Here is a 19,410-nt window from a genome sequence, read left to right as displayed (position 1 = left end):
GAAACGCGCACCACCGCGACCCGACGCGACCGATTGCGCGACCGCAGCGACCGTGCGGACTGTCGGCGCGAGCGACGCCGGCGTCCGCGCGACCGGTCACGATACAAAGCTCATCCGCGACCTCGGCATCGCCGCCTGAGCCGCGCCACCCCGCCGCCGGGGGAAGGCTCACTCGGGCGGGCCGGCCGCGGGAAGCGCAGCGTGAACGTCGACCCCTCACCCAGCGTGCTCCGCACCGAGACCGTCCCGCCGTGGGCCGCCGCCAGGCTGCGGACGATGGCGAGGCCCAGGCCGCTGCCGCCGCTCAAGCCGCGCGTGCGGGCTTTGTCCGCGCGCCAGAAGCGGTCGAAGACGTGCGGCAGGTCGTCGGCGGCGATGCCGACGCCGGTGTCCGTCACGGAGAACACGACGTCCGCATCGACACGTGTGGCGCTGACCGTGACGGAGCCGCCGCGGGCGGTGTGGCGGACGGCGTTGGACACGAAGTTGTCGATGGCTTGGCGCAGGCGCACGGGGTCCGCCGTGACGGCCGGGTCGGCCATCGGCTCGACCACCAGCTGCACGCCCGCGGCGCCGGCGCGGGCAGCGTGGGCCGCGGCGAGGTGGGTGAGCAGGGAGTTGGCGTCGATGGGCTCGGGGTGCACGCGCAGCGCACCGGCGTCGGCCAGGGCGAGGTCCTGCAGGTCGTCGACGATGTGCTGCAGGTGCAGCGCCTCTTCGAGCAGTGACGCGACGAGGTCGTCGTCGAGCCGGCTCACGCCGTCCTGCGTGGCCTCCAGCCAGCCGCGGATGTTCGACAGCGGTGTGCGCAGCTCGTGCGCGATGTCGCTGAACATGGCCTTGCGCGCCGTCTCCAGCTTCTCTCGTGCCTCCGACATGTCGTTGAACGCCCGCGCCAGCCGCGCGATCTCGTCCTTGCCCTTGACCGCCACGCGCGCGCCGGCCTCGCCCGCCTCCATGCGCTGCGCCGCGCCCGTGAGCGCGTGCAGCGGCCGGATGAGCCGGATCGACGCCAGCCCGGTGGCCACGACCGTGAGCACGAGGATCGCGCCCGCCACCTCGGCCAGGCGCACCTGGTTGTGCGACGACAGCGTGAATCCGCTCGGCGGCTGGTCGCTGCCCTTCTCGGTGATGTAGAGCCACGCGGCGGGTGCGACGTAGGGCGTCAGCTGCTCGCGACGCGCAGAGGTCACGCAGGTCTGAGTCGCGTCGTCCGTCGCGTCGGTCTCCGGTCCGATGAACGTCCACGACAGGGACAGCTGCGCCGCCGGCGCGCTCTTGTCGCTGCGGCCGAGGCAGGCGTTCACGAGATCCGACAGCTTGTCGAGCGCCGCCTGCTCGGTCTCGGTCGGCTGCTCGATGGTCGCGCCGTTGCACCGCGACAGCGCGAACGGGTCCTGGGCCACCACTCGCGGGTGCCCGCCGGGCGACACCTCGATGCTGCCGAGGCTCCCGCGCTCCTGCACACACCGCAGCACCCGCTGCGCGATTTCCGATAGGTGCGTCTTTTCGTTCTCCGGCAACGCATACGGACCCACCGCCGCGGGATCGATCCGGTCCGGGGTGGACTGCACACCGAGCCCCGGGTCGACCGACAACGGGTCGATCACCACCGACGGCTGCGCCGGCAACCGCCCGGGATCGGCGTCGGAGCTCGCGATCACCTGGCCCTTGGGCGTCGCCAGCACCACGCGCCGTCCGGTGTCCGCTGCATAGGTGCGCACGACCTCGCCAACGCCGTCCCAGTTCGGGTGCGTGGCCGCGTAGCCGAGCAGGCCCTGATAGATGGTGCCGTCGACGGCGAAGACCTGGCCCTGCTCCTGCCGGATCGCCCCCGTGGTGGTGCGCACCGCGAGCCATGCCGTGGCCGCGATCGCGCACACCGCGACCAGCGCCGACACCGCGATGAGCCGGACCAGCAGGCTACGCCGCATCGGGCGGTCCCGCCGTGAGCTTGTAGCCGACGCCGTACACGGTCAGCAGCCGCTTGGGTTTGCGCGGCGCCGCCTCGATTTTCTTGCGCAGGTTCATCACGTGGACGTCGATCGCACGCTGGGTGATGTAGCGGTCGAAGCCGTGCAGGTGTTCCAGCAGCTGTCCGCGCGTGAACACCTGGTCCGGGTGCGCGGCCATCACCTCGAGCAGCCGGAACTCCCCCGGAGTGGTCTCGACCAGCTGCCCGGACACGGCCACCTCGTGCCGGCCGACGTCCACCGTCAGCGCGCCAACGCGCAGCGGACCATCCGAGGGCACGGTACTTTTGGTGCGACGCAACAAAGTCCGCACGCGGGCCGTCAGCTCGCGGGGGCTGTACGGCTTGGTGATGTAGTCGTCTGCCCCGAGGTCCAGACCACACAGCAGGTCGTCCTCTGTGGACCGTGCGGTCAGCATCAGCACGGGCACGTCGGACTCCGCCCGCAGGATCCGGCACACCTCGAGCCCGTCCATGCCGGGCAGCATGACGTCGAGCACGAGCAGGTCCGGCGCGCGGCGGCGGACGAGGTCGAGTGTGTCGCGGCCGTCGGGCACGACCACCACCGAGTGGCGTTCCCGCTCGAGGTAGCGGCGGACGAGCTCCGCTTGCTTCGGGTCGTCCTCCGCGAGCACGATGTCTGCGCACATGCTGCGAGCATAAGGATCTCCGCCGGGGCGGGCGACCCGCCGCCGCGGGAACACCGGATCAGCACCGCTTCCTGACGGGTTCCTCACAATTCGCCGCGATAGTGGCCTCCGGACCCGCCGGCTCAGTCCACTTCGGACGCGCCGGGTGATCGGAAGCGGAGAAGCGATGATGGAGGCCGTCAGTGGCCGGTAAGTCCCGGCGGCGCGCGATCGCCGTCTCAGCCGCGGCTGCCGTGGTGGTGCTTCTCGGCGCCGGCGCGTACGTGGCCATCGATCACGGCCGCGGCACGGCGGAAGCCGCGGCTCCCCCGCCCGCCGTGAGCACCGTGGCCGTGGCCAAGACCGATCTGTCGAACACACGGACGTTCACGGGCACCCTCGGATTCGGCACGCCCGACCCGCTCAAGGGCGCCGGCGCCGGCGTGGTCACGCAGCTGCCGGACGTCGGCACGATGGCCCAGCGCGGAAAGCCGCTGTACTCCGTCAACGGTGTCCCGGTGCCGGTGTTCTTCGGTGACACCCCGCTGTTCCGCAAGCTCGACAACCCCGACCTGACCGGCCCGGACGTCGCCACGGTGGCCGACAACCTCGCCCGGCTCGGCTACTCCGTCGGCGCGCGCACGAAGGGCCCGCTGAAGGCGAAGTTCACGTTCGCCGGCGCGCTGAAGAAGTGGGAGAAGAAGGCCGGCCTGCCCGACACCGGCACGCTCGACGTCGGCCAGGTCGTGGTGCTGCCCGGCGAGGCGCGCGTGAACAGCGTGACCGCCCAGCTCGGCGACCCCGCCGCGGGCCCGCTGCTCACCACGACGCCGACGTCGAAGGTCGTGGTCGCGCCCGTCGACGCGGCGGAGGTCGGCTCGGTGAAGACCGGCATGGACGTGACGATGGTGCGCCCGGACGGCAAGGAGCTCCCGGCGAAGGTCACCTCGGTGAGCACCGCCGTGAGCGGCGGCGACCCGTCGGGTGGCGACCCGACGCAGGGGCCGCCGAAGATCAATGTGACCGTGGTGCCCGTGAACGCGTCCGACGTCGCCGACCTCGACTCGGCGTCGGTGCAGGTCGAGGTGGCCACGGAGACCCACGCCGGCGTGCTGGCCGTGCCGATCGCCGCGCTGGTCGCGTTGCGTGAAGGCGGCTACGCCGTGCAGCTGCAGTGCGGGAAGCTCGTGCCGGTGAAGACCGGCATGTTCGCCTGCGACCAGGTGGAGATCAGCGGCCGGGGCATCACCGAGGGCCTGCGGGTGGTGACGACCTCGTGACGCCGGTGCTGGCCCTGCGCGGGGTGAGCAAGCACTACCCCGGGGGTGTGAAGGCGCTCGACAACGTGTCGCTGGCTGTCGCCGAGGGTGAGCTGCTGGCGATCGTGGGACCGTCCGGTTCGGGCAAGTCGACGCTGCTGAACATCGTCGGCACGCTCGACCTGCCGAACTGCGGCACCGTCGAGCTCGGCGGTCAGGACGTGACGCAGCTGAGCGACCGGCGGCTGTCCGCGTTGCGCGGGCGGGGGCTCGGGTTCGTGTTCCAGCAGTTCCACCTCACCGACGGCCTCAGTGCGGCGGAGAACGTGGCCACCGGCCTGCTGTACGCCGGGGTGCCGCGCAAGCAACGCCGTCCGCTGGCCCTGGAGGCATTGGGGCGGGTCGGGCTCGCGCACCGCGTGGACCACCGGCCGCACGAGCTCTCCGGTGGTGAGCGCCAGCGGGTCGCCATCGCCCGGGCCGTGGTGAACGACCCCGCGCTCGTGCTCGCCGACGAGCCGACGGGCGCGCTCGACACCGCCAACGGCCGCGCCGTGCTGGAGCTGCTCCACGGCCTCAACGCCGAGGGCACCACCACCGCGATCATCACGCACGACCGCGACATCGCGGCCGGCCTGCCGCGGCGCATCGAGTTCCGCGACGGCCGGATCGTGCAGGACCTCGTGGTGAGTGCCGCGTGAGCACAGCACTCGACACGCACCCGGTGCGCCTGGGCCTGCACGACGTCCTGCGTCTCGGCCTGCTCGGGATCAGCACCCGGCGGCTGCGCGCGACCCTGTCGGCGCTCGGGATCTCACTCGGCATCGCGACGATGATCGTGGTCATCGGCATTCCCGCCGCCAGCCAGGCCGCGCTACTGGACAAGCTCACGGCGCTGGGCACGAATATGCTGCGCGCCGAACCGCAACCGAACCAGACGCCGCCGGTGCTGCTGCCGGAGTCGTCAGTCGGCAGTGTCGCGCGGATCGGCCCGGTGACCACGGCGGCGGCCGTCGCGAACACACACCAGACCGTGCGGCGCTCCGATTTGACCGATCCGCTGGACGGCTCCGGTCTCGCCGTGCTGGCGAGCAGTCCGGACCTGCTGTCCGCGCTCAACGGCACCGTGCAGAGCGGCAAGTTCCTCGACGCGGCAACGCAGAACCTGCCCGCGGTCGTGCTCGGGTACGTCGCGGCGTCGCGCCTCGGCATCCCCGCGGTGACGCCCGGGCGGCCCGCGCCGATCGTGATGATCGGCAAACAGTGGTACACCGTGACGGGCGTGCTGGCGCCGATGCCGCTCGCGCCGGACATCGAGCGCGCGGTGCTCGTCGGCTGGGGTTCGGCCAAGCAGTTCCTCGGCTTCGACGGCCACCCGACGGTGATCTACGTGAAGGCGCGCGAAGACGCGATCCCGGACGTGCGCGCCGTGTTGCCCGCGACGTTGTACCCGCAGCTGCCGGGGCTGGTTTCGGTGAGCCGACCGTCGGACGCGCTGGCGGCCAAGCAGGCGAGCCAGACGACGTTCTCCGCGCTGTTCCTCGGGCTGGCGGGCGTTGCGCTGCTGGTCGGTGGTGTCGGCGTGGCCAACACGATGTTCATCTCGGTGCTGGAACGCCGCCGCGAGATCGGCCTGCGGCGCGCGCTCGGGGCGACGCGGGGGCAGATCCGCGGGCAGTTCCTCACGGAGGCCGTGGCGCTGTCCGGTCTCGGCGGCCTGGCGGGGACGGTGCTGGGGATCGTCGTGACGCTGCTTTACACGACGTACCAAGGGTGGCCGCCCGTCATCCCGCCGCTGTCCGTGGCCGGCGGCGTGGCGGGCGCGCTCGTCGTGGGTGCGCTGGCGGGGATCCACCCGTCGATCCGCGCGGCGCGGCTGACCCCGACGCAGGCGCTGGCGACGACATGAGGGAGCTTCGGATGTCGGAAGTGGTCAGCCTCGCGGGGCTGGCGCTGGTCCTCGCGGCGTGTTCGTCGCCCCCGCCTTCCAGCTCTCAGGTCGCTTCGCTGGGCACGCGCTCGGTTTCTGCGTCGTCCTCGGCGGCTCCTTCGACCGACCCCGACGGCGGCCGCCCCCGCCACCGCGTCGACGAATCGCCGGAAGACTCCCAGCGGCTCATCGAACCGTGGCGCACCTGCATGAAGGACCACGACGCGGACGTCGACCAGCAGCCCCACAGCATCGCGGGCGCCGAACAGTGGGCCAAGGACCACCAGGCAGCCGGCGACGCGTGCCGGTCCAAGCTGCCCCTGCTGCCGTGGGGGGAGGACCCGGCGAACCCGGCGTACAAGGACAACCTGCACCGCTGGGTCGAATGCATGACGTCGCAGGGCATGCACGTCGCCGAACACCCGGACGACGACGAGTCCCCGTGGCACTACACGAGCAACAACCAGCCCCCGAACTCGGACAAGATCGAGCAGGGGCGCGAAGTCCAGGTGATGGGACCGAGCGACAAGTAGCCGGCCGCGCCCCAATGCGGCGTTGGTTGCGTTCACCGCACCCAACGCGGCGCCCGGTGCGTTCAGTGCACCGAACGCCGCGTTGGGGTGCGGAGGGCAGGGCCTGAGGTGACGGTGTCAGGCGTTGGCGAGGTCGCGCAGCGCCGGCAGCAGCGCCCGCAACGCGCGGCCCCGGTGCGAGGCCGCGTCCTTTTCGGACGGTTCCAGCTCCGCCGACGAACGGGACTCGCCGTCCGGGACGAAGATCGGGTCGTAGCCGAAGCCGTTGGTGCCGCGGCGTTCGCGGAGCAGGGTGCCGCGCCATTCGCCGCGCACGATGGTCTCCTCGCCGGACGGGAGGACGAGGGCGGCGGCGCAGACGAAGGCCGCGCCGCGGCGGTCGTCGGGGGTGTCGGTGAGCTGGGCGAGCACCAGGTCGAGGTTGGCGTCGTCGTCGCCGTGGCGGCCGGACCAGCGGGCGGACAGGATGCCGGGCATGCCGTTCAGCGCGTCGACCGCCAAGCCGGAGTCGTCGGCGACGGCGGGCAAACCCGTGGCCGAGACGGCGTCGCGGGCCTTGGCGACGGCGTTGCCCTCGAAGTCCGGCGCGGTTTCCGGCGCCTCGGGGAACTCGTCGACGTCGGCGAGACCCAGCACCTCGATGCCGGAGATGCCCTCGGCCTCGAGGATCCGACGAAGCTCGCCGAGCTTCTTCTGGTTACGAGTGGCCAGCAGCAGCTTTGTCACTTCGCACCCTTCTTCTTGTCCGGGCGCGGTTGCGGCAGCTCACCCGGGTACGGCAGCGCCAGTGCCTCGTTCTGCAGCTGCGTGAGCGTCGCGCAGCCGGCGAGCGCCAGGTCGAGCATGGTGTCCAAAGTGGACCGCGCGAAGGTGGCGCCCTCGCCCGTGCCCTGCACCTCGATGAGCGTGCCGGCGTCGGTGGCGACCACGTTCATGTCGACCTCCGCGCGCGAGTCCTCCTCGTACGGCAGGTCCAGGCGCACGCGCCCGTCGACCACGCCGACGCTCACCGCCGCGACCGAGGACGACAGCGGCTGCGGGTCGTTGAGCCGGTTGGCCGCGCCGAGCCACGTGATGGCGTCGCGCAGCGCGACGTAGCCGCCGGTGACCGCGGCGGTGCGGGTGCCGCCATCGGCCTGGATCACGTCGCAGTCGATCACGATCGTGTTCTCGCCGAGCGCCGCGAGGTCGATGCACGCGCGCAGCGACCGGCCGATCAGCCGAGAGATCTCGTGGGTGCGGCCGCCGATGCGGCCCTTCACGGCTTCGCGGTCGCCGCGGGTGTTGGTGGCCGACGGGAGCATCGCGTACTCCGCCGTGACCCACCCGAGCCCGGAGCCCGCCCGCCAGCGCGGCACGCCCTCGGTGACGCTGGCCGCGCACAGCACGCGCGTGTTGCCGAACTCGATGAGCACCGAACCGGCAGGCCACTTCTGGAACCCGCGGGTGATCTTGATGTCGCGGAGCTGGTCGTCGTTCCTGCCATCTTTCCTCGTCACGGGGTGCACAATAAGGCAGGCCGCCGACAGTCCACCGCTCAGATCTCGTAGACGGCGCCCTGCGTCACGAGCTCGGCGTCCGGGAACACCGCCGCGGCCTCCGCCAGCACCGCGCGGCTGTCGGTCCACGGCGCGATGTGCGTGAGCAGCAGCCGCCCGACACCGGCGTCCTTCGCCAGCTCACCGGCCTGTTTCCCGGACAGGTGCACGCCGTCGGGCCGGTCGGCGGCGTCCGTCCACGAGGCCTCCGACAGCAGCACGTCGACGCCGTCGGCCAGCTCGCCCAGCGCGGTGCACGGACCCGTGTCGCCGGTGTAGGCGAAGAGGGCGCCGCCGTAGGAGATCCGCAGGCCGAACGCCGGCGTCGGGTGCTGCACCACGGCGGCCGTCACGTCGAACGGCCCGATCCGCACCGTCTCCTCACGCAGCGTGTGGAAGGCGTAGACGTCGGACAGGTCCACGGCGGCGCGCTCGTCGGCGTCGGCGGCGTACGCGTGGGCCAGCCGCGTCGGGGCGTCCGCCGGTGCGTAGAGCGGCAGCTGCCGCGGCCGGGCCGGGTACGGCGGCGCCGGGTGGTAGCGGCGCAGCACCGTGAGGGAGTTGACGTCGGCGCAGTGGTCCGAATGCAGGTGCGACAGGACGAGCGCGTCGAGGTCGAACGGGTCGAGCACCGTCTGGAGCTGGGCGAACGCGCCGTTGCCGAGCTCGAGGCCCAGCCGGAACCCTTCCGCTTCCAGCAGGTACCCGGACGCGGCGGCGTTCGGGCCGGGGACGCTGCCCGAGCAGCCGAGGATCGTCAGTCGCACGTGGTTCAGCCTAGGCGCTGGTGGGAGCCAGGACACCCGGCGCGAACCCCATGAACCGCGCCGCCAGCCGCGTGAACGGCTCCGGCGAGCCCGTGGCCAGGAACTCGTGCTGCGGCGCCGTGTCGCGGTCGGCCAGCAGGTCGAGCTCGGTGAGCACGCGGTAGAGGTCCTTGGCCGTCTCGTCCGCGCTGGAGACGAGCGTGATGTCCTGACCCATCACGATCTGCAACACGCCGGAAAGCAGCGGATAGTGCGTGCAGCCCAGCACCAGCGTGTCGACCTCGGCATCGAGCAGCGGCTGCAGATAACCCTGCGCGAGACCCAGGATCTGGCGCCCGGACGTGATGCCGCGCTCCACGAAGTCGACGAACCGGTGGCACGCGACGCTCGTCAGCTGCACGTCGGGCGCCGCGGCGAACGCGTCGTCGTAGGCCCGCGAGCGAACGGTCCCCTCGGTCCCGATCACGCCCACCCGGCCACTGCGCGTGACCGACGCGGCGCGACGAGCGGCCGGCAGGACGACCTCGATGACGGGGACGTCGTAGCGCTCCCGGGCGTCGCGCAGACAGGCGGCCGAGGCGGTGTTGCAGGCGATGACCAGGGCTTTCACGCCACCTTCAACGAGGTCGTCGAGGGCTTCGAGGGCGTACTGGCGGGCCGTCGCGATGGGGAGGGGGCCGTACGGGTTGCGTGCGGTGTCGCCGACGTAGCGCAGCTGCTCGGCCGGCAGCAGCTCGAGGATCGACCGGGCGACGGTGAGACCGCCGACGCCGGAATCGAAAACCCCGATGGGCGCGTCGGCGGTCGGGGTGCTCACACCTCGAGGCTACCGGCCGCCTTCTTCTTGGGGCGCTCGCCCCGCGCCGTCAGCCAGGCCGCGAGGACACCGGCGAGCGCGCCGAACAGGTGGCCCTGCCAGGAGATGCCCGGGTTGCCGGGCAGCAGGCCCCACAGCATCCCGCTCCACACGCCCAGCAGCACGACCGCCACCACGATCTGCCCGAACGCCCGGTTGAAAATGCCGCGGACCAGCAGGAACGCCAGCCACCCGAACGCCAGCCCGGACGCACCCACCGTGTAGGTGTTCGCCGGCCCGACCAGCCAGACCCCCAGGCCCGACACGATCCAGATGATCGCCGTGACCACCGCCCAGCGCCCGATCCCCGCCGCCATCGCCAGGAACGACAGCACGAGCACCGGCACGGTGTTCGAGAACAGGTGCCCCCACCCGGCGTGCAGCAGTGGTGCCCACAGGATCCCGTCGAGCCCCGACAGCTGCCGCGACACGATGCCCCCGTGGTCGAGGTTCGCGGGCAGGATCACGTCCACGAGCTCCACCAGGTAGAGCACGAGCGTGAACCCCACCGCGACGATCGCCGCAGCCTTGGGGTTGGGCGGCAGGACGCGCTTCGCCACATCGGTGGCCTTCGCCTTGTCCGCCGGCTGGTCCCCGAACGGCATGGGCTGCGGTGGGAGTGTGCTCACCTGTTCCAGGCTACGTCCGTCCGGTGCGGGTGGCCTCGGGTGAATTCCCTGATGTTGCTGTGTTGAGCTGTTCCAAGCCGCGGGTTGCCCACGAGCGCAAGGACTCGTCGGGGCTACCGAGCTGGGCGGCGAGGACGGGCAGCGCCTCGGGCGCCTCCGCCTCGCCGATCACTCAAGCAGCCAACAGCGAAGGCCCGAGTCGGTCTCCCGCTCGAACTCCGCGCCCAGCGCCTCGACGTGCTCGGTGACCTCGGCGAGCAGGAGCTGAAAGCCGTCTTCCCGGATCTGCGGGTTGTGGCGCCGCATCATCCGCATGGCGGTCTCGAAGGTGCCGGGCACGGGATCGAGGCTAGTGGCTGAGGTCGAACGGGCTCTCCCCCGCAGTGAGTTCCGAGAAGACCTTGATGAGGTGCTCCGCCGTCGCCTCCTCCGTCTGGCCGGCCATGGCCGCCTCCAACTCGGCACTGCCGATCGCGATCCGGGCGCTGCGCGGGAACATCGTCTGCTCGTACTCGGACAACGCGGCCTCGACGTCACCCGGGTGGGCGGCGAGGGCCTGGGCGAGTTCGGCGGCGTCGAGCATGGCGAGGTTGGCTCCTTCGCCGTTGGGGGCATGAGGTGAGCCGCGTCGCCGATCAGGGTCACGCCCGGCACGCGGTCCCAGCGGTGCTCCAGCGGCAGGACGTGCTGCGGGCGCAGCACGAGTGGGGTGTCGCCGTTGGTGATCAGCGCCGTCAGTTCCGGGGCCCAGCCGCTGAACTCCTGCGCGACGCGGGCAGCAGCACCAGCCCGATCCGTGAAGTCGATGGCCGCGAACCAGTCCAGCGGCAGCGTCAGCGACACGTACGTGTGGATGGTGTCACCGCTTTCCCAGTGGGCCATGATGCCCTTGTCCGACGCGACCGCGCCCATCGAGCCGCCGCCGACGGCCTCGGCGGTGGCGGGGTGGCGGTGGCGGTGTCGGCCTCGTACAGGTAGGTCTCGACCATCGCCGTGCCGGCGTACTCGGGAACGGCGGCCGAGAGCAGCGTCCGGACGCGCGACCACGCGCCATCGGCGCCGACCAGCAGTTCGCTCACGACGACGCTGCCGTCGGTGAAAGCGGTTTCGTGCCGGCCGTCTCCCCGGGCGGGCCTCGAGAACCTTGTGGCCCCAACGAACCGTTTCGGCGGGAAGCGAGTCGAGCAGCAGCTGCCGCAGCTGCCCGCGTTGGACTTCGGGCCGGCCTCCGGTGCCGTCGTCGGCCTTGTCGAACAGCACGGTGCCCTCGCGGTCCAGGAACCGCGTCTGCTGGCGGCCTTCGAGGATGAGCCCGCGGAATTCGTCCATGAGCGCGGCGGCCTCGATGGCGATCTGGCCGTTGTAGTCGTGGATGTCGAGCATCCCGCTCTGCGCACGCGCACCCGCGGACGCCTCGCCTTCGTAGACGGTGGCCGGGATGCCGTGGACGTGCAGGACGCGGGCGAGGGTGAGGCCACCGAGGCCGGCGCCGATGATCGTGACGGTGTTCATGGTGGCTCCTTCGAGTCAGGAGCGGCCCGGTGAGCCGCTCTCGAACCGAAGGGTGCCGTGATCCACTGGCACGGCGCGCACACCGCGCTGCCACCCGCCTGGCAGCCGCTGCCAGTGCGATGCCGGCGTGAATTCTCAGGCCGGAGCCGCCGGCAGCTCCCGAAGCCCCAGCGCCCAGTCAACCGCGGCCTCCGCGTGCAGCCGTGTGGTCGGGAAGACCGGGACCGAGCTGTCGGACTGGTCGACGAGCAACTCGATCTCCGTGCAGCCGTAGATCACGGCTCGCGCACCGGCCTCGACCAGCCGCGCGATCACCTCGCGACAAGCCGCCCGCGAAGACGGCCGGACAACGCCTTGCACCAGCTCGTCGTAGATCACCCGGTGCACCAGCTCCTGGTCCACTTCGGACGGAACGAGCACCGAAAGCCCGTGCGCCGCAAGGCGTTCGCGGTAGAACGGCTGGCTCATCGTGAACGCCGTCCCCAGCAGGCCCACCGAGCAAACCCCGGCCGACCGCACCGCCGCGGCCGTCGTGTCCCCCAGGTGCAGGAACGGCACCCGCGTCCGCAGCGCCGAAGCCACCTTGTGCATCGTGTTGGTGCACAACACGATCACGTCCGCGCCCGCCGTCTCCAAGGCCGAAGCGGCGGCGGCCAGCAACTCCCCCGCCGCCGCCCAGTCACCCGAGGCCTGCAGCGCCTCGATTTCGGCGAAGTCCACGGAGTACAGCACCACCCGCGCGGAGTGGTACCCGCCCAGCTCCGACCGGACGCGTTCGTTCACCAGTCGGTAGTACTCCGCCGAAGACTCCCAGCTCATGCCACCCAGGAGCCCGATCGTCTTCACGCCCAGAGCTGCCCGTCCAGCCGCGCGGCGGCTTCGTCGAGCGAACCCGCGTACGCGCCCGTGGACAGGTACTTCCAGCCGGCGTCCGCGACGACGAAGGCGACGTCCGCGGTCTCCCCACGAGCGGCGGCCTTCTCGGCGACGGCCAACGCGGCGTGCAGGACCGCACCCGTCGAGATACCGGCGAAAATGCCTTCTTGCTCCAGCAGTTCCCGCGTCCGCCGGAGCGCGTCGTAGGCGCCGACGGAATAGCGCCCGTTCAGCACGCTGGGGTCGTACAGCTCCGGCACGAAACCCTCGTCGAGGTTGCGCAGGCCGTACACGAGCTCGCCGTACCGCGGTTCGGCCGCGATGATCTGCACGCCCGGCTTCGCCTCGTGCAGGTACCGCCCCACACCCACCAAAGTCCCCGTCGTGCCGAGGCCACCGACGAAGTGGGTGATCGTCGGCAGGTCCTTCAGCAGCTCAGGGCCCGTGCCGCGGTAGTGCGCGTCGGCGTTGGCCGGGTTGCCGTACTGGTAGAGCATCACCCAGTCGGGGTTCTGCTCCGCCAGCTCCTTGGCGCGCCGCACGGCCTCGTTCGAGCCGCCCGCCGCCGGCGAGAACACGATCCGCGCGCCGTAGGCCTGCAACAGCTGCTTGCGCTCGGTGGAGGTGTTCTCCGGCATCACGCACACCAGCCCGTAGCCCTTGAGCTTCGCGGCCATGGCGAGCGAGATGCCGGTGTTGCCCGACGTCGGCTCGAGGATCGTCGAGCCGCGTCGCAACCGGCCCTCACGCTCGGCGGCCTCGATCATGGCCAGCGCCGGCCGGTCCTTGATCGAACCGGTCGGGTTGCGGTCCTCGAGCTTCGCCCACAACCGCACGTCGTCCGTGGGCGAGAGCCGGGGCAGCCCCACGAGCGGCGTGCCGCCGAGCGCGTCGAGCAGGGACTCGTAACGGGCCATCGGTTCAGCGCGCGCCGCCGGCCACGGCGGGCAGGATGGTGAGCGTGTCGCCGTCCTTCACCTCGGCCGCGAGGCCGCCGGCGAAGCGCACGTCCTCGTCGTTGACGTAGACGTTGATGAAGCGGTGCAGCTTCTCCTCCTTGACCAGGCGCGCCTTGAGCCCGGAGTGGCGCGACTCGACGTCGTCGATCACCTCGAGGACGGTCTTGCCCGCCGCCTCGACGGACTTCTCGCCGCCGGTGTGCGTGCGCAGGATGGTCGGGATGGAGACGGTCACGGCCATGGTTTTCTACCTCCGAAGTGGGTTCTGAGAAGCTGACGCACGGGACGCAGCCCTTATTCCGGCAGCTCAGTCGACGATCTCGACCGGCTCCTCGGTGATCTCGGCGTCCACGATCCGGTACGAGCGGAACTCGTGCGAATCGGGGTCCTTCGTGGAGACGAGCACGTAGTGCGCGTCGGGTTCGGCGGCGATGTTCGCGTCGGTGCGCGACGGGTAGGCCTCCGTCGCGGTGTGCGAGTGGTAGATCACCACGGGCACCTCGTCGTTCGCGTCCATCTCGCGGTAGAGCTTGAGCAGGTCACCCGAGTCGAACTCGTAGAAGGTCGGTGACCGCGCCGCGTTCAACATCGGGATGAACCGTTCGGGGCGGTCAGAGCCCACGGGACCAGCGATCACCCCGCACGCCTCGTCGGGGTGGTCACGGCGGGCGTGGGCGACGATCTCGTCGACGAATTCACGGCGGATCCGGAGCACATTCAACATCTTAGGTGGTGGACCCACCCTGTCCAGACTGTGAGACCTTCCGCTCAGGCACCTGGTCGGGGACAATTTCGGCCGTGCCTGTGCCGACGAAGGTCCGCGACCGCTGCCTGCCGTTCCTGCCCGACGGCGACCGGATCCAGTACGTGTTCGCCGGCGACTCGCTCTACCTCAACGGGATGGCGGCGCACTACGGCTTCCTGCTGGTGGTCACCGACCGCCGCGTGGTTGTGCTCGCCTGCGGCCGCTTCCGGCGGCTGCGCCCGAAGTCGGTGTGGGAGGTGCTGCCGCGCTCCGCCGAGCTGGGGCCGGTGGAGGAGCACCCCTCACTGGGGCCGACGATCTCGGTCGCCGACCTCGTGCTGGAGATCGACGAGGCCGACGTCGTCGCGGTCCGGGCCGCCGACCTCGAACGCGACGGCGCGTGGGCCCCGCAGGACCCGCTGCCGGACCTCTAGCCCTCGAACGCTTCGGGCCACACGTCCCGGTACGCCGCCACTCCACCGGCCGCGGTGGCCCTGAGCAGCCCGTGGACCATCGCGCGGGCGAACACCCGTGCCGCGGCCGAGCACAATGCGTCGAGCGCCGCCGCCCGCTGCCCGTCGGCGAACGTGCCGACGCCGGCGGGCAGCTCGCGAGCGCCCGTGGCCAGCACGAAGACGGTGTCGCCGTCGAACATCGTGTGCGCCGGGCGCACAGCGCGGGCCAGGCCGTCCTGCGCGGCGACCGCGAGCCGGCGCGCCTCGGCCTTCGACAGCGCCGCGTCGCACGCGACGACGCCGATGGTGGTGTTCAGGTCGGTCCGCGCGGGCGGCACCTCACCCGGCCGCGAAGGCCAGCGGACGCCGAACTCACCCGCCACCTCGTGGTCCGCGGCGAACGCGCGCCCGGTCGTGAAGTCCACGGCTTCGCCGGCGGCGTTCACTGCCGCCAGCGCCCCGACCGTCACGCCGTCGACCACCTCGCTCGCCGAGCCGATGCCGCCCTTGAGCGACCCGACCACGGCCCCCGTGCCGGCGCCGACCGAGCCCGAGGCGAACGTCTTCGAGGCTGCTTCGCAAGCGGCGTAACCGAAAGACGAGTCCGGCCGGTTGCCCCAGTCGCTACGGGGAAGGTCGAACAGCACCGCGCCGGGCACGATGGGCACGACCTCGTGCGGCTCGCGCCCGACCGGGAAGCCCAGGTTGCGCTCCGAAAGCCAGCGCATCACGCCGTCGGCCGCGGCCAGCCCGTAGGCGCTGCCCCCGGAGAGGCACACGGCGTTCACGCGCTGCACCAGGTTCTCCGGCTCCAGCAGGTTCGTCTCGCGCGTGCCGGGCGCGCCACCGCGCTGGTCGACCGCGCCCGTCGCGCCGTCCGGCACGAGGACCACGGTGGTGCCGGTCGCCCAGCCGTCGCCGAGGCGGTGGTGGTGCCCGACCAGGACACCCGGAACGTCGGTGATCACGCGGTCAGCGCCTGGATCAGCGTCTCCTGCACCCAGGTCAGCCAGTGGTACACGCCCAGGTGCGGGGCCCGCGGGTCGTCGTCGGGCAGCTCGTCGGGCATGTCCTCGGTGACGTCGAGCGCCGTGCCGAGCGCGAGGCGCACGTCGTTGAGCGCGCCCAGCCACGCGTCGGCCTGCTCGACGTCCAGGTGCACGTTGCCGCCGTCGCGCGGCAGCGTGTCGAGCACGACCTTCGCCACGCCGACCTTCGTCTCCAGCAGCTCGGGCTCGTGCAGCGAGCGCATGGCCGCCGCGGAGTCGAGGTCCTCGCGGGTGGGGTTGTCGGGGTCGAGCTTGTGAAAATCGGGCAGCAGCCGCGAGAGCACCGGGTCGTCGGGCGACTCCGACGGGCCGGTGCGGATGCCGGTGAGCTCCGCCAGCTCGTCCTGCGGCGCCTCCTCGGCCCGCGCGCGCAGCATGTCCTCGAGCTGGCTGACCAGGCCGCGCAGCACGGCGGCCTCCTGCTGCTCGAATCCCGCGAGGATCACGTCGCCCTTGCGTCGCCACGCCTTCACGAGGGCTGCTCCATCGTCGCCCACAGCCCGGCGGCGTGCAGCTTCGCCACGTCCGTCTCCACCTTCTCCTTGGACCCCGACGACACGATCGCCTTGCCCTTGTGGTGCACGTCGAGCATCAGTTTCGTGGCGTGGTCCCGGCTGTAGCCGAACAGCTTCTGGAACACGTACGTCACGTACGACATCAGGTTGACCGGATCGTTCCACACGACGGTCCGCCAGGGCTTGTCCTCCTCGGCGACCTCTGCCCCGAGTGGATCAACCTGCGTCTGTTCGGATGCGACAGGCGTGGACATGCACCCCATGGTGTCACGGGGGTCACGGGGTACGCCGCGCCAGGTCCGGCCATGTGGGTGAATAGGCTGGCCCCATGGGTGCACCCGAGCCGGTAACCAGCGCCAGCACGGCGCTGCTCACCGACCACTACGAGCTGACCATGCTGGGCAGCGCGCTGGCAGACGGGACCGCCGAGCGGCCCTGCGTGTTCGAGGTCTTCGCGCGCCGGCTGCCCGACGGGCGGCGCTACGGCGTCGTCGCCGGAACCGCGCGCGTCCTCGACGCGATCGCCGACTTCCGGTTCACCGACGCCGAGCTGACCGTGCTGGAACAGACGGCGGTGGTCGACGACGCCACGTTGTCGTGGCTGGCCGACTACGAGTTCTCCGGCGACATCGAGGGCTACCCCGAGGGCGAGCTGTACTTCCCCGGGTCGCCGATCCTCACCGTGAGCGGCACGTTCGCCGAGGCCGTGGTGCTGGAGACGCTGGCGCTGTCGATCCTCAACCACGACAGCGCCGTCGCCTCGGCGGCCGCGCGCATGGCCGGTGCCGCGCACGGGCGCCCGATCATCGAGATGGGCGGGCGGCGCACCCACGAGTACGCCGCTGTCGCCGCCGCGCGCGCCGCGTACATCGCGGGCTTCGCGACCACGTCGAACCTCGAGGCCGGGCGCCGCTACGGCATTCCCACGCGCGGCACGGTCGCGCACGCCTTCATGCTGCTGCACGACAGCGAGGAGCAGGCGTTCCGCGCCCAGGTGGACAAGATGGGCCCGGACACAACGCTGCTTGTGGACACCTACGACATCACCGCCGGCATCGAGACCGCCGTGCGCGTGGCCGGGTCCGAGCTCGGCGCGATCCGGATCGACTCGGGCGACGTCGGCCCCCTCGCGCGCAAGGCTCGCGACCAGCTCGACTCCCTCGGCGCGAAGGACACCCGCATCGTCGTCTCCGGCGACCTCGACGAGCACGCCATCGCGGCGCTGCGCGCGGAGCCGGTGGACGCGTACGGCGTGGGCACCTCCGTCGTCACCGGCTCAGGCGCGCCGACCGCCGGCATGGTCTACAAGCTGGTGGAGGTCGACGGGCGGCCCGTCGCGAAACGCAGCGCGCACAAGGAATCCCGCGGCGGGCGCAAGCACTCGCTGCGGCGGCACCGCTCCACCGGCACGGCCGTGGAAGAGGTCGTGTGGACGGAGGCCTCGGGCCGTCCCAAGCCCGAGGAACACGATCTTGACCTGCAGATCCCCCTGGTGCGCGGCGGCCGCGCGGTGGATGATCTGCCCACGCTGGACGACGCGCGGGCCCGGTTGCGGCGCGCACAGGTCAGCCTGCCATGGGAAGGGCTCAAGCTCTCGCACGGCGAGCCCGCGATACCGACCACGTTTCTGTAGAGGGAGCCGAGAAATGGGAACCGCGCTGATCGTGGTGGACGTGCAGAACGACTTCTGCGAGGGCGGCTCGCTGGGCCTGCCCGGCGGCGCGGCCGCGGCGGAGGCCATTTCCCGCCAGGCCGCCGAAGGGGGCTACGACCACGTGGTCGCCACCCGCGACCACCACGTCGACCCGGGCGACCACTTCAGCGACACGCCGAACTTCTCCACGAGCTGGCCGCGCCACTGCGTCGCGGGCACTGCGGGCGCGTCGTTCCACCCGTCGCTCGACGTCGTGCCGATCACGGCCGTGTTCTCGAAGGGCGAGTACACCGCGGCGTACTCCGGCTTCGAGGGCAAGTCAGGCGACGGCCGGTCGCTGGAGGAGTGGCTGCGCGTCCACGACGTGACCGACGTCGAGGTCGTCGGCATCGCCACGGACTTCTGCGTGCGCGCCACGGCGCTGGACGCCGCGCAGGCCGGGTTCGGCGTGAAGGTGCTGCTGGACCTCACTGTCGGCGGTTCGCAGCCGACCGTCGACGCGACGCTGGCCGACTTCGACAAGGCCGGTGTCACCTACACCGGCACCGCGGTGGTGCCGGCCGCGTCCTGACGTCCTGAGTGGACGCTCGAACCGAACCACCCCAATGCGGTGTTGGTTGCGCTCAACGCACCCGATGTGGCGTTCGGTGCGCTCAACGCAACGAACGCCACATTGGGACGCTCAGGCCGGCGGCTGAGGCGCACCGCCCTTGCCGAACGGGTTGCAGGCGGCGGTGCCGAGGTAAATGTCGCCGCTGGCCGGGCCGCCCTGCGGGAACAGCTGGATGTGCACGGCGTGCGTGACGAGGCTGCCGTCGGCCGGCTGCGGGGTCACGGTCTCGTTGATCGTGATCGCCGCCAGCGCCGTGCCCGCCTCGCCGCCGGGGATCAGCACGCGGTAGTTCGCGGGGATCGACGACGGCACGGTGAACCCGCCGACCTCGCCGATCGACACCGTGCCGCTGCTGCCGTTCTTCGTGGTCGAGCAACCCGCGGAGTAGGTGCGAACGGTGATCGCGGGGCCGCCGAAACGCTTGAGTACGTCGGCCTCGAACCGTTGACCTCCGGACGCCACGGTGGCCACTGCGCCGTCGCGGCCGCACGTGGTGGCGCCGAGGCCGAACACCGCCAGGTCGCCGGTGTCGCCGCCCGTGGTGCGCGCGGTGGTGGGACCGTCGGCGTCGCAGCGGGCGAGGTCGCCGGTGACCACGTGCTGGTTGTCGACCAGCACGTCGACGCTGCCCGAAGAGCCCCAGCCGGTGGAGGTGGGGCCGTCGGCGAGGGCCGGGGCCGGCAGTCCCGCCGCGGCCGCGCCCAGCAGTGCCGTCGCCGTGACCAAGACCCGTCCGCGCATCACCCGTGCTCCCTTCGACCTGTGGTTGCATCCTCGGCAGCGAGGCACCCCCGCGAAACGTCACAACCCCGACACCACCCGGACGAGTGGTGTGGTGAGGAACGCAACTTGTCGGGGAAACCCGGGGTAACGAGCGTTAACCTCCTCGGACGTCCGTTTTCGATCGTGGGAGGTCCCC

At 71.6% G+C, this 19,410-nt stretch carries 23 protein-coding genes and 1 pseudogene; 7 read left to right on the top strand and 17 right to left on the bottom strand.

Features of this window, described 5'->3' with window-relative positions:
- Positions 1–110: 110 nt before the first annotated feature.
- Both AB0F91_RS04860 and AB0F91_RS04855 read right to left on the bottom strand, forming a co-directional pair.
- Positions 111–1,934 (bottom strand): HAMP domain-containing sensor histidine kinase, encoded by a 1,824-nt coding sequence (locus tag AB0F91_RS04860; protein WP_360594766.1) that lies wholly within the window; start codon positions 1,932–1,934, stop codon positions 111–113.
- Positions 1,924–2,622: a response regulator transcription factor gene (locus AB0F91_RS04855; RefSeq protein ID WP_360594765.1), complete on the bottom strand. Its 699-nt coding sequence runs from the start codon at positions 2,620–2,622 to the stop codon at positions 1,924–1,926. Before AB0F91_RS04855 ends, AB0F91_RS04860 begins: the two co-directional genes overlap by 11 nt.
- A 182-nt stretch (positions 2,623–2,804) precedes the next feature.
- Here AB0F91_RS04855 and AB0F91_RS04850 point away from each other — a divergent pair, with 182 nt between their 5' ends.
- From AB0F91_RS04850 to AB0F91_RS04835, 4 genes are read left to right on the top strand one after another with little or no spacing between them, the layout of a single operon-like run.
- The gene (locus AB0F91_RS04850) at positions 2,805–3,881 is read left to right on the top strand and encodes a peptidoglycan-binding protein (protein ID WP_360594763.1); all 1,077 of its coding nucleotides are present in this window, start codon (positions 2,805–2,807) and stop codon (positions 3,879–3,881) included.
- Positions 3,878–4,561, top strand: coding sequence for an ABC transporter ATP-binding protein (locus AB0F91_RS04845; protein WP_360594762.1), 684 nt, complete (start codon positions 3,878–3,880; stop codon positions 4,559–4,561). The genes AB0F91_RS04850 and AB0F91_RS04845 overlap by 4 nt, the downstream gene beginning before the upstream one ends.
- On the top strand, positions 4,558–5,769 hold the full coding sequence (locus AB0F91_RS04840) for an ABC transporter permease (RefSeq protein ID WP_360594760.1): 1,212 nt from the start codon (positions 4,558–4,560) through the stop codon (positions 5,767–5,769). The genes AB0F91_RS04845 and AB0F91_RS04840 overlap by 4 nt, the downstream gene beginning before the upstream one ends.
- Before the next feature lie 11 nt (positions 5,770–5,780).
- Entirely contained in the window at positions 5,781–6,323 is a 543-nt protein-coding gene (locus AB0F91_RS04835) for a hypothetical protein (RefSeq protein WP_360594758.1), read from the top strand.
- A gap of 117 nt (positions 6,324–6,440) precedes the next feature.
- Here the strand turns inward: AB0F91_RS04835 and rdgB are convergent, their stop codons facing one another.
- From rdgB to AB0F91_RS04780, 11 genes and pseudogenes are all read right to left on the bottom strand, one after another.
- Positions 6,441–7,049 carry an RdgB/HAM1 family non-canonical purine NTP pyrophosphatase gene (gene rdgB, locus AB0F91_RS04830; protein WP_360594756.1) on the bottom strand — a complete coding sequence of 203 codons (609 nt, stop codon included), beginning with the start codon at positions 7,047–7,049 and terminating at the stop codon, positions 6,441–6,443.
- Positions 7,046–7,822: a ribonuclease PH gene (gene rph, locus AB0F91_RS04825; protein WP_285972903.1), complete on the bottom strand. Its 777-nt coding sequence runs from the start codon at positions 7,820–7,822 to the stop codon at positions 7,046–7,048. The genes rdgB and rph overlap by 4 nt, the downstream gene beginning before the upstream one ends.
- 38 nt (positions 7,823–7,860) lie before the next feature.
- On the bottom strand, positions 7,861–8,628 hold the full coding sequence (locus AB0F91_RS04820; RefSeq protein ID WP_360594753.1) for an MBL fold metallo-hydrolase: 768 nt from the start codon (positions 8,626–8,628) through the stop codon (positions 7,861–7,863).
- Positions 8,629–8,638: 10 nt separating this feature from the next.
- Positions 8,639–9,445: a glutamate racemase gene (murI, locus tag AB0F91_RS04815; protein ID WP_360594751.1), complete on the bottom strand. Its 807-nt coding sequence runs from the start codon at positions 9,443–9,445 to the stop codon at positions 8,639–8,641.
- The gene (locus AB0F91_RS04810) at positions 9,442–10,089 is read right to left on the bottom strand and encodes a rhomboid family intramembrane serine protease (protein ID WP_360595161.1); all 648 of its coding nucleotides are present in this window, start codon (positions 10,087–10,089) and stop codon (positions 9,442–9,444) included. Before AB0F91_RS04810 ends, murI begins: the two co-directional genes overlap by 4 nt.
- 192 nt (positions 10,090–10,281) lie before the next feature.
- Positions 10,282–10,452: a hypothetical protein gene (locus AB0F91_RS04805; protein WP_360594749.1), complete on the bottom strand. Its 171-nt coding sequence runs from the start codon at positions 10,450–10,452 to the stop codon at positions 10,282–10,284.
- Between the two features lie 10 nt (positions 10,453–10,462).
- Positions 10,463–11,625, bottom strand: a pseudogene (locus AB0F91_RS04800) (NAD(P)/FAD-dependent oxidoreductase).
- Positions 11,626–11,760: 135 nt separating this feature from the next.
- Positions 11,761–12,471 (bottom strand): aspartate/glutamate racemase family protein, encoded by a 711-nt coding sequence (locus tag AB0F91_RS04795; RefSeq protein ID WP_360594748.1) that lies wholly within the window; start codon positions 12,469–12,471, stop codon positions 11,761–11,763.
- On the bottom strand, positions 12,468–13,418 hold the full coding sequence (locus tag AB0F91_RS04790) for a cysteine synthase (protein WP_360594746.1): 951 nt from the start codon (positions 13,416–13,418) through the stop codon (positions 12,468–12,470). Before AB0F91_RS04790 ends, AB0F91_RS04795 begins: the two co-directional genes overlap by 4 nt.
- Before the next feature lie 4 nt (positions 13,419–13,422).
- On the bottom strand, positions 13,423–13,701 hold the full coding sequence (locus AB0F91_RS04785) for a MoaD/ThiS family protein (RefSeq protein WP_220243760.1): 279 nt from the start codon (positions 13,699–13,701) through the stop codon (positions 13,423–13,425).
- A gap of 66 nt (positions 13,702–13,767) precedes the next feature.
- A complete protein-coding gene (locus AB0F91_RS04780) occupies positions 13,768–14,184 on the bottom strand; it encodes a M67 family metallopeptidase (RefSeq protein ID WP_360594744.1) in 417 nt (138 codons plus the stop codon).
- Positions 14,185–14,258: 74 nt separating this feature from the next.
- Here AB0F91_RS04780 and AB0F91_RS04775 point away from each other — a divergent pair, with 74 nt between their 5' ends.
- A complete protein-coding gene (locus tag AB0F91_RS04775) occupies positions 14,259–14,639 on the top strand; it encodes a hypothetical protein (protein ID WP_360594742.1) in 381 nt (126 codons plus the stop codon).
- Here AB0F91_RS04775 and AB0F91_RS04770 read toward each other — a convergent pair.
- The 3 genes from AB0F91_RS04770 to clpS are packed head-to-tail and all read right to left on the bottom strand — an operon-like array spanning position 14,636 to position 16,478.
- The gene (locus AB0F91_RS04770) at positions 14,636–15,628 is read right to left on the bottom strand and encodes a P1 family peptidase (RefSeq protein ID WP_360594741.1); all 993 of its coding nucleotides are present in this window, start codon (positions 15,626–15,628) and stop codon (positions 14,636–14,638) included. The two genes, AB0F91_RS04775 and AB0F91_RS04770, sit on opposite strands and share 4 nt — an antisense overlap.
- Entirely contained in the window at positions 15,625–16,182 is a 558-nt protein-coding gene (locus AB0F91_RS04765; protein ID WP_360594739.1) for a DUF2017 domain-containing protein, read from the bottom strand. The genes AB0F91_RS04770 and AB0F91_RS04765 overlap by 4 nt, the downstream gene beginning before the upstream one ends.
- Entirely contained in the window at positions 16,179–16,478 is a 300-nt protein-coding gene (gene clpS, locus AB0F91_RS04760; protein ID WP_220243765.1) for an ATP-dependent Clp protease adapter ClpS, read from the bottom strand. Before clpS ends, AB0F91_RS04765 begins: the two co-directional genes overlap by 4 nt.
- 74 nt (positions 16,479–16,552) lie before the next feature.
- On the opposite strand from clpS, the gene AB0F91_RS04755 reads away from it, so the two are divergent.
- Both AB0F91_RS04755 and AB0F91_RS04750 read left to right on the top strand, forming a co-directional pair.
- Positions 16,553–17,857 carry a nicotinate phosphoribosyltransferase gene (locus AB0F91_RS04755; protein ID WP_360594737.1) on the top strand — a complete coding sequence of 435 codons (1,305 nt, stop codon included), beginning with the start codon at positions 16,553–16,555 and terminating at the stop codon, positions 17,855–17,857.
- 13 nt (positions 17,858–17,870) lie between these two features.
- Complete coding sequence (locus tag AB0F91_RS04750; protein ID WP_360594736.1) at positions 17,871–18,449, top strand: isochorismatase family protein; 579 nt, start codon at positions 17,871–17,873, stop codon at positions 18,447–18,449.
- A gap of 111 nt (positions 18,450–18,560) precedes the next feature.
- On the opposite strand, the gene AB0F91_RS04745 is transcribed toward AB0F91_RS04750, so the two are convergent.
- A complete protein-coding gene (locus tag AB0F91_RS04745) occupies positions 18,561–19,232 on the bottom strand; it encodes a hypothetical protein (RefSeq protein WP_360594735.1) in 672 nt (223 codons plus the stop codon).
- Between the last annotated feature and the right edge of the window lie 178 nt (positions 19,233–19,410).

Origin of the sequence: Amycolatopsis sp. NPDC023774 (assembly GCF_040639695.1) — a bacterium.
GTDB lineage: Bacteria > Actinomycetota > Actinomycetes > Mycobacteriales > Pseudonocardiaceae > Amycolatopsis.
This window is presented reverse-complemented; position numbering and strand designations above follow the sequence as displayed.